This is a genomic window from Arthrobacter sp. UYP4 (assembly GCF_057291175.1).
Window position 1 is genome coordinate 546457 of the sequence record NZ_JBXAVU010000002.1, and the last position, 13454, is coordinate 559910.

Here is a 13454-nt window from a genome sequence, read left to right on the forward strand (position 1 = left end):
ACGATTTAGCAAGGACGCGCCTAATCAAGCGAGTCAACCATCCACGGTGTGCAGGACGCCTGACCGAGCGACCAGCGGACGGATGTCGAGGCAACGACGCAGGGACACCGCACCGGAACTCCGATTGAGGAGGTCCTTGTTCGCCAGAGGGATGCGCTACCGAGTTGATGCATCCCTTCCCGGGCTTCCTCGGCGTCGTGCTGACGTATTCTTCTCGCGCAGACGCGTGGCAGTGTTCGTTTACGGTTGCTTCTGGCATAGCTGCCCTCTTCACGCGACCATACCTCGATCAAATCACGCGTGGTGGGTCGCCAAACTCGAGAAAAACGTTTCTCGTGATCGCGGCACCGATGCGCATCTATCAGCCCTCGGGTGGGTTGTCTTGCGCTTTTGGGAGCACGAGGACATGGAGGCGGCCGCGAAGATTGTCGAGCAAGTCGTCCGCAGTCGCCTTCCCTGACATCGAAGTGAAATGCAGGGAAGAATGTAGTGCTCAGCGTGAAAATGCTACTTATCTACCGGAAATGCAGCTGGGCATCAGAGCTTAGTCCGCTATCAGCAGTGACGAGACCATCAGCCTTGAAAATTTGCCGGCCCGAAACATGACGCCAGATCACGTGATCCAGCTTTCTCGGCTGTGCTGGATATAGCTTTGCTGCTTGCGCGACCAACTTAGCGGTATCCATTGCCGTAAGCCTTTCTCCGTCAAGCCCTGCGTGCTGGGTGACAAAACGGGTGACCATGCGGTCGGGCTTAACCGATTGGAATCCGGCAAGAATGAGCAAGTAGTTATACGTCACTCCGGAGCTTTGGCTCGGGAGCTTCAGCCAAAGCTTCTTCACTGGAATCAAGTGCTCATCCTGGGTGTGCAGCTCATGCAGATCCGCGACTGACAGAATACCTTCGCGCTTCAGTGCTCTAGCCGCCCGATAGACCACTTCGGCCTTCAGGAGCGCCCCCGTTCCCGTGTGGGCAGGCTTGTGGTTGTCTACGAGCTTCGCCCACCCTCTACAGTTCCCTACTTCTTCGAATGAGGCCAAGAGCTCCCCCACCCCGTCAGTGTAAGGGTCACCGCCCTGATTCTTCCGATACCTGCAATATGCGGCGACCACGTTGATGACGCTTTGGTAATGCGAGCCGGTCGAGAATACGGAGTCGATGATGCATAGGGCCAAGCTTTTGGGGTAGCCGTCTGCGGAGATCCAAGCGTCCTCAGGGCCGAAAATTGCGCGGCAGGCGTCTGTCAGCCGCTCGGCTTCCAGTGCATGGTCATTCGTCATGTCCGAACACTAGCAAGGGCTAACAGTCCAACTGAAAGGGGCACGCAGTACGAACCGGCGAGTCCAGAGGAGCGAAGCGACAGCAACTCATCCGGAAAGCCTGTCTCGACGCCCTTCGAAGTTATACGCCTCCTTGACCAGACCACCCATCTCGAGGCCTCTCGACTGCTGATTCCCCGATTTGCGTCACAGGGTGGGATCGAAAACTGCGATCACCAAGCAGATCGGCAATGCGGTGCGCGTCGTGGTGGGTCGAGCTAGCGCGCTTCAAGTCCCGCGACACCTCTGAGACACGGGCAAGTGAATGACCGCCCAACGCAGTAGTTGTCGATGCGAAGCATATGATTGCCGTCATACTTATGCGGCGGCCCGCTGGAGGACCGTCGGAGGTGCACTTTTGTATGGGGAGAACCGATGAGGGTTCAAGAAGCATGGGCAGGGCTGAGTTCGCCCGTCAATCAGTTCGTCAGTGCCGAGACACAAAGCGCTCTCAACGCTTACAAGGCACGCCCCGATCTGATCCGGGAACACGCCAACATCGAAGCAGCGATCTCGCAGGGTGGCTACGGGCGTAAGCAGCTCAACGAGCTCATCCAGAACGCGGCTGACGCCATCAAAGATCCTGGTGGACGAATCAAGGTCGTCCTGACCAACGACGCCCTGTATTGCGCGAACGAAGGCGAGCCCTTCACCGAAGCCGGTTTCAGGACCCTCATGTTATCCCACTCGTCGGAGAAACGTGACGACGAGATCGGACGTTTCGGTCTCGGATTCAAGTCGGTGATTCAAGTAACCACCGAGCCGATGATCTTCAGTCGTAGTGGGTCGGTGTCTTGGAGTCAGGACCGGAGTCGCGATCTGCTCCAGAAGCTGTATCCCGGCCTGGAGTCCTACCCGATACTCCGTCTGGCGATGCCCGTGGACCCTTATGACGCAGCAGCAGAGGACGACGTCCTCGCTGAGCTCCTGCCATGGGCCTCTACCGTCGTGAAGCTTCCCCTGCGGGGCAACGTCTCATGGCTGTCTACGGAGATAAAAAACTTCCCTCCGGAGTTTTTGCTCTTCTCCGACAAGATCGGTTCGTTGGAATTCGACGACCGAAACGAGGGGTCCGCGGTGCTGTGGACAGCCGACCGCCAAGGCAACCGGGTAACGCTCACTGACAGCACATCGAACAGCGAGTGGTTGATCTTCGAAGATCAGCACGAAGTCAGCACAGTGGCAGCGGTTGAGGCGGGAAGCATAGTCGCGCGCAAGCGGATCGACGTCACCTGGGCGGTGCCGATCACTGGCAACCAACGTCGCAAATTGGGTCGCTTCTGGAACTACTTTCCTACTCAGCACGAGACCTCCCTCCGGGGTTTGGTCAACGCTGCATTCAAGATGAACGAGGACCGACACAGCATTCTGGACACCCAGTACAACCGGGAGATCCTGACTCGGACTCTTCCGCGAATGGTGGCGAGCGCGCTCAAGGAACTCAGCACGCCGGGTGATCCCGCCCTGTTTCTAGACATCCTTCCGTCGCGGGACAAGGAATCGAACTCCTGGGCCGACGCGGCGATCAACAAGCCGATCTTCGCAATCCTGCCATTCGCACCGAGCTTGCCGGACCGATCCGGCGTGCTGAGGATTCCTAGCGAGGTCAAGGTGCAACCCGCCCTTGAAGATGCCACTAAGCTCACGTCTCTCTGGGATTCGTGGGTGCCAGCCGACCGAAGTTGGCTTCACCCAAGCGCTCTTGGCGGGCGTGAGCCGCAAGTGATGCGCATTCTGAAGGAAGCGAATCTGAAGCGCGCGTCCATCGAGGAGTGGCTTGAAGAAGTTGTCTCAGGTGGAGAGCTCCAGGACTACGAGAATGCGCTCCAGCTCGCCGCCATGATCGACAAGTCCCACAGCGACTACCAGCAAGCGATGCGGCGCAGTCGGATCGTTTTGATGTCCGATGGCAGCGTGCAGCCGCCGATAACGTCCAGGGTTTTCCTTCCGATGAAGGCCGATGACGAGGCAGTCAATATCGTGTCGTACGACCTGATGCAGCACGGAAACGCGAACACCTACCTACGTGCTCTCGATCTTCAAGCGCAAGATGGCCGGGGTATCGTCAGCCGAATGGCGAGTAGCATTGCCCGCGACTATACCGACGTAGAACTGGCGCGGTCGCTCTGGGCATTGACAAGATCACTCGCGGTTCCGGAGAGCCTTTCGATCATCAGTGAGAGAACCGACCCCGCGAAGATCTTGGTGCGTTGCCGGGACCGAAAATGGCGACAGCTAAGCAATGTCTGGCTGTCGGGAGGCTTGATCCCTCAATCGAATATCGGGGACGAGCATCTCCTGATAGATGAACAGTTCCATGCCCAAGACATCACCCTGATAAGGAAACTCGGCGCACGATCTTCCCTCGGGGACGCTCAGATGAGCCGTGCCGGAGAGACATACGATCTTTGGAAGAGGCATCATTCCGGTCGGTTCCCAGGCTCCGGGCTACGATTCAACCAAGCCCTGACCACCGATGGTCTCCACCTTCTGACTGAGGCATCAGCGGCTACTCGCGCCCGCGTCACTAGGTTGATTCTGCGCCAGGCCCAATACCCGACGAAGATCGAGTTCAGCAGTGGTCACCGTCCCTCAGAGAGCGTCGAAGGTCCCGACTTGTGGTGGGTCAGGGCCTTCGGTGCTCTCGAGACCCCGCTGGGGCTCGTGGACACCAAGCATTGTGTAGGCAAGATCGACGGGGTACCGCTCGACTATTTGCCGTTTCCAGGAGAGGGAGATGCGGATGTCCTGCACCTGTTGACGGACGCCCAACGGATTGAATGGACTCCCGTCCTATCTCTAGCTGAACAGCGTCTGCCGATGCTACAGGTCCACGAGCTCTACGGCGCCCTGGCAGCTCTGGCCGTGCGGCCGCCAAGGGAGCTTCTGGTGCCGTTGAGCAAAGGCCGAAATTCCCGCTACCGGACTTCGGATTTGCAGCTCGCATCAGATCTGGCTTCTCGCGATTATTTGGTAGATATCGCTGACGTACCCGTCGTCTACACAGGTCATCCCGATCTCGATGCTTCGCTGGTCGAGAACTGGGGCATGAAGCCGGTATCCGTCGAGTTCTTCACATCGGTCCGCGCCACACCATTGGAGGGCGAGGCACCAGCAAGTATCAAGTCGGTCTTCCCATTTCTCAAGCGGGCAGCAAGTGAGGTCGCGGTTCAGACTCTGTGTGTTCCTTGTGCTTCCGTCGAGGAGGTTCGAACAAACAGCTTCGACACTCGTTCGATCGCAACGCCGAAGGCGTTCTACCTTGATGACGATGCGCTCTACTACCGCGCTCCTCAGGGCGAGCAGGCGTTACTGACAACAATCCTCGGTGCCTTCGAAAGCAAGAAAGTATCTCTGCACGTCATGCAGACGATGCGTCAGCTGAAGAAAGATGATGCCGCTAACAAACGCATCATGAGCGCTAATAGGCAAAAGACGGATGCTGGCAAGATTGCTGAGCTGGTCGGTCGCGACACCCTTCGGAAGCTCATTCCGGCTGCGGTCACGAAGATGCTGGACGCAAGAGACCTCGAGCTAACGGATGAACGGCTGTTTGAGATTGTCAGCAACCTACACGGCAGCAGCCTTCTCAAGGTGCTCAAGCCGGCGCTGTCCGAGGCGGGCATCGACGCCCCTGACCAGTTCCGCGGTGGTCGCACTGCCCAAGAGTTCGTCAAGGAGCTCGGCTTCTCGCCGGCGATGGCCGGTGAATCGATCAAAAAGAAGCCTGAACGGGAGGAGTTCGTCGGGCCGGTGGGCTTGAACCCGCTTCACCAATACCAGGAGACGACGAGCCAGAAGATCGTCGACCTCTTAGCCGGGCGGACGAAGTACCGCCGAGGTCTCGTGCAACTGCCCACCGGCGCGGGTAAGACTCGTGTGGCCGTCGAATCGGTCATCCGAGATATCAAGGCCGCACCCGAAGAGGAGCACCGCCTCGTCATCTGGATCGCGCAGTCCGAAGAACTCTGCGAGCAGGCCATCGAGACGTGGACCTACGTCTGGCAAGCTGTCGGTGCTCCCGGACAGCGAATGGCGGTGAGTAGACTCTGGGGCGGCAATAAGGCAATACGTGAGGAAACCAAGCTGCACCTCGTCGTCGCGACGATTCAGACACTCTCCAGCATTCACCAGTCTCGGCGTCAGATGTACGAGTGGATGTCGAACCCGGACCTGGTCATCATCGATGAGGCTCATGGGGCAACCGCTACCTCGTACACGCCCGTCCTCTCGTGGTTCGGCCGTTCCTTCACTGAGAAGTCCAGGTCTCTGCTCGGACTTTCGGCAACTCCGTACCGGGGGTCGAACGAGAAGGAGACGGAGAGGCTCGTCGCGCGCTTCGGCAAGAACCTCATCGAGCCCGATGAGTTCACCGCAGAGGACGCCCACGAATACCTTCAAGACCTCAAGGTATTAGCTCGGGTAAATCACCAGGAGTTGGAGGGCATCGAGCTCAAGCTCAAGGACATGCGCTCGGCCACCGATGAAGATTCTCAGAGTGCCATGCTCGAAGCTCGAATCGACCTCCAGCAGGTAGCAGACAGCACTCGACGTAATGAGGCGATCCTCGACCATATCAAGTCGTCGAAGACGACAGGACCGACGCTCGTGTTCGCCGCTTCGGTCGAACACGCAGAGGCCCTGGCCGCTGTACTGTCCGTCGAGGGTATCCCTGCAGCCGCGATCTCCGGCAAGACGGACCTGGGGCACCGACGCTCGATCATCGAGGACTTCCGTAAGGGAAAGATCCGGGTCCTCACAAACTTCGATGTGCTAACACAGGGATTTGATGCGCCGAAGGTCGACGCCGTGTATGTCTGCCGGCCCACCTTCTCCCCCAACAAATACATTCAGATGATCGGCCGCGGCCTACGCGGACCTCGCAACGGCGGCAGCGAAGAGGTGCTCATCGTCAACGTGAAGGACAATCTGCAGCAGTACGGGCACAAACTCGCCTTCACACAGCTGGACTACCTCTGGCGGAACGAGGCAATCGGTGCTCGTTGAGATCGACCTCGATGAGAGTCAGCAAGCGGTAGCGGAGGCAGAACCAGACGCGAGGCTGTTCGTCACGGCCGCAGCGGGGCAAGGGAAAACCGAGGTGCTCCTCGCCCGGGTGAAGACCCTGGTGGATGACGGACTGAATCCCGCGGACGAGATCCTGGTACTCAGCTTCTCGCGAGCTGCTGTCGAGGCTGTCAGGAAACGTGCTCGGGTTCATGACCTCGACGGACTCCAGATCCGCACTTTCGACTCCTTCGCGGCTCAGATCCTGATCGACATGGACGAGGAGACGCTGGGCGACAACTTCGAAGCACGGATCAAGAAAGCCACGAAACATGTCGCCGGCGAGGACACTCCTGAGCGAATCACCCAGTTGAAGCACATCCTGATCGACGAGGCTCAGGATCTCGTCGGAGACCGGGCGGAGCTGGTGCTCGCCTTACTCGCTGCGCTCGGTGACGATCTAGGGTTCACCGTGCTCGGCGATCCCCTGCAGGGGATCTACGACTTCCAACTAAAGGAGTCCACCTCGAAGTTGACGTCCGGGGAGCTCATCGAGAAGTTGAAAGTCGACTTCGGAGCTGAGCATCAGGCGCTGTCGCAGCATTACAGGGCCGTCACCGACCGCACACGGGAGCTCATCGTCGTCGGTGAGGAGATCCGGAGCCTCGGCGAGCTGAACGATTCGACGGTGGAGACAGCCCATGAGCTTCTCGATGACTTCCGTAGGCAGGTGTCCAGCACCTCGGTCCTGGACGAATCCGGAGCCTTGAGCCCGAACGCCGGGGAGACGACGGCCCTCCTCTGCTCGACCAACTACGAGGTCCTCATCGCGAGCGAACTCCTCTGGCAGAACGGCTACCGGCATCTCGTCCGGCGTAAAGCCCAGGACATGAGCGTCGCGCCCTGGGTGCATGGAGTATTCAAGGACCTTGAAGATCGGACATACGATGCGGATGACATCAAGTCCCGGCTGACCGACCTCTTCGGTGATTCCGCAGCTGACCTCTGGCTCGCTCTGAAGACGGCTGAAGGGAACTTCGCGGCCTACGACTCCCTCAATGTCCCTCAGTTGAGTCGACGACTTCGCAGCAGGTCTGTACCAATGACGTTGACAGTGGCAGACACCGCCGACCTGGTGGTCTCTACTGTCCACCGGGCGAAGGGCCTCGAATTCACCAACGTCCTGTACGTGCAGCCCGAGTTCGGGTCGCCGGCAGCCGAGGAGAATGAGGCGACGCTGAAGCAGAAGTACGTGGCTTTGAGCCGTGCGCGGGAGGAGATCATCTCCACAAGACTTCCGAAGAACCTCCGCAAGCACGCGGATGGATCTACGGGACGCTGGCTGGAAAAGGCCTACGGGAAGCACGGCCAGTACACAGGTCGGATGGAATTCATCAACTCGGACATCGATGACGCCTCGCCCTACTACCCCGTCGACGGTGATGCCCGGGCTGTGCAGGACAACCTCGTTCTGGAGGACCTCCTAGGTCAGGTCGTCTCCGGCTCGTTGGAATCCGAGCCGGAGCCGGGTGAAGTACCGCGGTATGTGCTCACCACCGGCGACGGCGGAGTGATCGGGCGAACGAGTACGTCCTTTGCCTACGCGCTCAAGAACAGCTTCGGCTTTAGAAACAGCCGCAGCTATCAGTGGCCCGCAGGATTCACCGGTGCCCGCGTTACATCTATCGAATGCGCTACCGGGCACCCGGAGGACACGAAACTGACGGGGTTGGGATCCTCGGGCATGTGGTTGGTTCCTCGACTGACCGGATTGATCGCGCGGACCACGAATCAGGAGCAATAAGTGTCGACACTGGATACTAAGTACGCCTTCCGGCGAGAGATGGTGGACCGCCTCGAGACAGACCTGTACGGTCCCGGTTCGCAGGATGAGCTAATCACTGAACGCCCACTGGAGCGTTACGTCACGGGCGTGCTGTGGCCTGCCCAGGATGACACCTACGTCGAGGCCCCGGACGAGCCCGAATCCGTATCCGCCGTGTCCGGCGAAGCTGCAGTCGACAGCCCTGTGGCGAATGCACGGCTGACCTACCCGAGCAGCGTGGGTATGACGGTCTCGGTAGATACGCGACTGGCATCATCTCTCCAGGTCTCACCGGTCGCAGCCCGTTACGCGCCGGTGCAGACCGATCGCCAGAGCGGGAGTAAGAGGCGTGACGTCTACGACTGGCAGCGACAGCCAGCCGATTTGGGTGCCATCGACATCGAGCTGGACGCGCCGGGCCCACAGCATCATCTGCTCGAAGGCGGTGCCCTCGAGCTCTATGCCCTGGTCCGCCCGACGGAGAACGGCATCGTGACGGTCACGGTCGTCCTTCGGAATACCCAACCGAAGCCCGGCGCTTCCGAGGACAAGGACGTCGCCTGCTGGTTCCAAGTCGGTCTTACCGTCTGCACGGAGGAGGCCGCTCTGGTTGATCGGTCCAAACTCCGCGTCGATCTGCCCGCGGATGAAGACCTCGCCTCCGCAGAACTGCTCTACCGGAACCACATGGTCTTCGGCGCCGGTCATGGCTGTGCGGTCGAAGTAGAAGACGACGACGTCGAGGGTCGGCGTTGCCGCCGAGTAGCGACGACCTTCGTCCCGCGACAGGCGGTCCACCGCTCGATGGCGGGCGGGAGCAAGGCCGATCTGTCACTTTCACTCCTGAGCGCCGGGACGCGTGAGGAAGTCCTCGCTCAACTGACCCGGTTGGCGACGGACTACTCGTCCTGGATAAAGGCCACCACGAACTCGATGTCCGCGAATGGCCCGTCCCATGTCCCGCAGCACCTTCGGGGCGTGGCTGATAAGCACATGGAGCATGCCGCTGAAGCGCACGGCCGAATCACCGCGGGCATCAGCCTTCTGGCTCATGACGACGTCGCTTTCGAGGCCTTCCAACTCGCCAACAGGGCGATGCACATGCAGCGTGCCCGTCAGGACTGGGTTCGGAAGGGTGCACAGGGCGAGTTCGCACTCGGGGAGCAGTCCTGGCGCCCATTCCAGATCGCGTTCATCCTCATCAACCTGCCATCGGTCACAGATGATCAGCACGAGGAGCGCGACATCGCCGACCTGCTATGGTTCCCCACCGGTGGGGGTAAGACCGAGGCATACCTCGGGTTGATCGCGTATCTCCTCCTACTTCGCCGCTTGCGTGACAGCACTGTCCGAGGCGTCGCAGTGATTATGCGGTACACCCTGCGGCTTCTGACGATCCAGCAGTTCGAGCGCGCCGCTATGCTCATCTGCTCTCTCGAGTCCGTCCGCCAGCAGGACGAGCGACGTCTCGGTAGGGAATCCTTCGGCATCGGGCTCTGGGTAGGAGGGGGCGCGACGCCCAACGATATCGGCACGGCCAAGACCAACCTCGCCAAGCTCAGGCGGAACGAAGACGTCGTCGAGGGGAATCCGCGCCAAATCGAAGCGTGCCCCTGGTGTGGGACCCGGCTCACCGTCGACGACTACCGGATCGTCAAGGTCCCGTACGAGCGCATGATCGTGAGCTGCGCGGACGGTCACTGCCAGTTCAGCGACGGCCTGCCGGTCCACATCATCGACACCGATGTCTACCGGGAGCGGCCTGAGCTCGTCATCGGGACCGTCGACAAATTCGCGAGTATGGCTTGGCGGGGTGAGGTTTCCACACTCTTCGGGCGGCATTCAGCGTCTGATCTCGGCCCCGATCTGATCATCCAGGACGAACTGCACCTGATCTCCGGCCCATTGGGTTCCACTGTCGGCCTCTTCGAGACGGCAGTCGATCTCGCGGCAGGCGGTATCAATCGCCCAGGCGGTTCGGACGGGCGCAAACCGAAGATCATCGCCTCGACGGCAACCATCCGGCGAGCCGAGCGGCAGATCCGATCCGTGTTCAATCGACGATCGAAGCTTTTCCCGCCACCCGGACTGGACCCCGATGACTCATTCTTCGCCGAGAGGGCGCCGTCGGACCGATACGGGACTCGTCAGTACGTCGGCGTGCTCGCCTCCGGCACCAGTCATGCGACGTTGATGGTCCGTACTTACGCATCGCTGCTCCACTCGGCTACCGTCGTCGATGCCGCTGAACAATCGGACCGTGATCCCTACTGGACGCTCGTCGGGTACTTCAACAGCCTCCGCGTTCTGGGCTCGGCCTACCTCCAGGTATACGACGACGTCCGCGCCCGTCTATCCCTGCTGGCACGACGCGAGGGACGCGATACGTCACGCAGCATTCAGCTCAGCGAGCTGACGAGTCGCGTCGAGAACCACAAGATCCCCGAGGCGTTGAAGTCGCTCGAGAAGAGCTTGATGGGCGAAACCAAACCTGAAGATGTCGTACTCGCTACCAACATGATCTCAGTGGGCCTCGACGTCGACCGGCTGGGCCTCATGGCTGTCATGGGTCAGCCTCAATCCAGCGCCGAGTACATCCAGGCGACCAGCCGGGTCGGGCGGCAGCATCCGGGTCTCGTCGTGACGATCTTCAACGCGGCACGGACTCGCGACCGCTCGCACTACGAGTCCTTCAACGACTTCCACGGTGCTCTGTACCGGGCCGTCGAAGCCACCAGCGCCACACCTTTCGCCGCGCGATCTCGAGACCGTGGCCTTCACGCCACGCTCGTATCAGCTCTCCGAATGCTTGTTCCGGAACTCCGCGGGGAGGCCGGGCAGGTCCGGGTGGAGTCGCATCTGGTCGACCAGGTCATGGCCCTCGTCGGAGACCGGGTGGAAGCCATCGATCCCGAGGAAGCCGCGGCGACACGGGAAGAACTCGAACGGCTGGTGAACATCTGGCGGAAGGCCGCCCTCGACGACGTCGACCTGCCATACCAGGAGAAGCGGAGCAGTCCTCGTTCCCTGCTCATCGATTCGAGCAAGGCGCTCGAAGACCCGGACTTCGTCTACAGCACCAGTACCACGCCGTGGCCGACTCCGCGCAGCATGCGGGATGTAGACGCTGAGACCACCCTCCGGCCCGCACCTCTAAGGAAGGACGCCTCTCTTGGCTAGGAAGACTTACGCTGCACGTCGCAGCCAGCTGATCTCGACGTTCGGAGTCGGAAGCCTGTTCCCGGCCGAGAACAACAGTTTCATGATCACGAGCATCGATCAGTGGGACAAGAAGCATCTCAAGCCCGTCAGCGAACCTCGTCTGGCTCGCAGTCTCGGTGTATCCCAACTGCTGTTGCCGCCGGCCGGCACACGGGGCAAGATCCCGGTGGTTCGTTTCCCGCAGATGCTCGTCTGTCCGAGCTGTAACCGGATCGGTACAGTCAAGCAGTTACAAGCCTCGTACGAGGATCCGAAGTGCGGCCTGTGCAAGTCACTGGCGCCATTGACGCCGTCCCGTTTCGTCATCGCCTGCGAGGACGGCCACATCGATGATTTCCCCTACGGCTACTGGGTCCACGGCTATTCGCCGAACGACGACGCCGAGCACAAGCTGAGCCTCCTGTCCGAGGGCCGCACGTCCTCACTCGCCGATATGGTCGTCCGCTGCTCGTGCGGGAAATCCCGCACGATGGCTGATGCATTCAACTCGATCGCGCTCAAGGAGATGAAATGCCAGGGTAATCGTCCCTGGCTCGGATGGGGTTACCGGGAACGGGAGTGCGGGAAGCCGCCGAAGACCGTCCAGCGTGGTGCTTCCAACGTCTGGTTCCCAATCGTCCGCTCTGCGATCTCCATTCCGCCCTACTCCGAATTCCTTGCCAAGGTCGTCACGGCCAACGCATCGCAGCTCAGCAAGCCGCAGGCTCTCGAGCCTGCCTCCACCTGGGTGCTGGAAGGCATCGTGGAGAGCTTCGATGGACGCTTCTCCGTCGACGAGCTGCGTGCAGAGGTGAAGCGCCAGTTCCATGGCGGCAACGAGACGGAGCTGTCCGAGGAACAGCTCCGCGAGCAGGAGTTCATGGCGTTGATGAACGGCCGCCGCGACAGCCCTGATACGGACTTCGTCGCCGAGAAAGTCGCTGTCCCCGAGTCTCATTCGCATTGGATCAAAGCCACTCGAAAAGTCACACGTCTCCGAGAGGTTCGTGCACTCTACGGCTTCAGCCGGTTGCACCCACGCAGCGAGGACAATCCGGACGCGACGTCGTCTCCGCTCTTCCCGGACGACAACAAACAGAACTGGTTGCCTGCCATCGAGACCCTGGGCGAGGGTCTCTTCATTGCACTTGACCGACATCAGGTCGAGGAGTGGGCGAAGACGGATTTCGCCGCAGGGAGGGAGAAAACCCTCAGACACAATGTGAAGCGAGCTGCCGAGCAACGCGGCCTCGAACCAGTGCCGGTGAATATCGCGGAGACATTGATCCACACGCTGTCCCACATCATCATCGATCAGCTCTCGCTCGATGCGGGCTACCCAGCCTCCTCCATCCGTGAACGCCTGTACGTCGGTCGGGATCAGGTGGGCGTGCTGCTGTATACGGCTTCCTCAGACTCTGCCGGCAGCTTGGGCGGCATCGCCGCGCAGGCAGGCCCGGGCCGTCTCGGTGCCGCTCTCGACGAGGGCCTCTTCCGGACGTCGTGGTGTTCCGCAGATCCCGTGTGCATCGAGTCCCGGGGTTCTGGGACCGACGCGCGAAACCTCGCCGCGTGCCACTGTTGTGTGTTGGTCCCGGAGACCAGTTGTGAGCTGTTCAATTCCAACCTCGACCGGGGAACGCTGTTCGGGGTGCACGGACAGATCGGGCTCGGCTTCAGGGATTGGGCGGAGTTGAATCCACTTCAGTCATCTGCCCACGCCGGCGCGCCTGCGACCGGTGAGGTCGACGAGGGGGTTCCCGAAAGCGTCCGTCAAAGCCCGTGGCTCACCATCTTCGCCGAGTCCGGCCCGTCGCTGCGTGAGCTCGTCTCGGAACTTGTGGAAGCCGAGGTCGAGCCGGGCGATTGGGGCTCTGACATCGGTCCGGACAATCAATGGCAGATCGATCTCTCCTGGCCAGGCGCACGAGTCGCAGTGCTTGAGGACAGGGACGAGACGCGCGACGACTGGCTGGCCGAGGAAGGCTGGACGATCTACCACACTGCTGATTTCGCTCCAGGTGACCTGGCTGACAAGTTGGCGGACAAAACCTACTAGGTTCCGGTGGGAGAGGGGGTCGGACCCCCGACCCCCTCTCCCC

6 protein-coding genes are annotated in these 13454 nt (G+C 60.6%); 5 read left to right on the forward strand and 1 reads right to left on the reverse strand.

What is annotated here, in order from left to right:
- Positions 1 to 82: 82 nt before the first annotated feature.
- Positions 83 to 460 carry a very short patch repair endonuclease gene (locus AC0Z9V_RS11275; protein WP_485141547.1) on the forward strand — a complete coding sequence of 126 codons (378 nt, stop codon included), beginning with the start codon at positions 83 to 85 and terminating at the stop codon, positions 458 to 460.
- Between the two features lie 55 nt (positions 461 to 515).
- Here AC0Z9V_RS11275 and AC0Z9V_RS11280 read toward each other — a convergent pair whose 3' ends face one another.
- Positions 516 to 1280 carry a hypothetical protein gene (locus AC0Z9V_RS11280; protein WP_485141548.1) on the reverse strand — a complete coding sequence of 255 codons (765 nt, stop codon included), beginning with the start codon at positions 1278 to 1280 and terminating at the stop codon, positions 516 to 518.
- A gap of 414 nt (positions 1281 to 1694) precedes the next feature.
- Here AC0Z9V_RS11280 and AC0Z9V_RS11285 point away from each other — a divergent pair, with 414 nt between their 5' ends.
- From AC0Z9V_RS11285 to drmB, 4 genes are read left to right on the forward strand one after another with little or no spacing between them, the layout of a single operon-like run.
- A complete protein-coding gene (locus tag AC0Z9V_RS11285) occupies positions 1695 to 6326 on the forward strand; it encodes a DEAD/DEAH box helicase (RefSeq protein ID WP_485141549.1) in 4632 nt (1543 codons plus the stop codon).
- A complete protein-coding gene (locus AC0Z9V_RS11290; protein WP_485141550.1) occupies positions 6316 to 8130 on the forward strand; it encodes a UvrD-helicase domain-containing protein in 1815 nt (604 codons plus the stop codon). Before AC0Z9V_RS11285 ends, AC0Z9V_RS11290 begins: the two co-directional genes overlap by 11 nt.
- Positions 8131 to 11331 (forward strand): helicase-related protein, encoded by a 3201-nt coding sequence (locus tag AC0Z9V_RS11295; RefSeq protein ID WP_485141551.1) that lies wholly within the window; start codon positions 8131 to 8133, stop codon positions 11329 to 11331.
- Positions 11324 to 13411, forward strand: a complete 2088-nt coding sequence (gene drmB, locus AC0Z9V_RS11300; RefSeq protein ID WP_485141552.1) for a DrmB family protein — start codon at positions 11324 to 11326, stop codon at positions 13409 to 13411. Before AC0Z9V_RS11295 ends, drmB begins: the two co-directional genes overlap by 8 nt.
- Positions 13412 to 13454 lie beyond the last annotated feature (43 nt).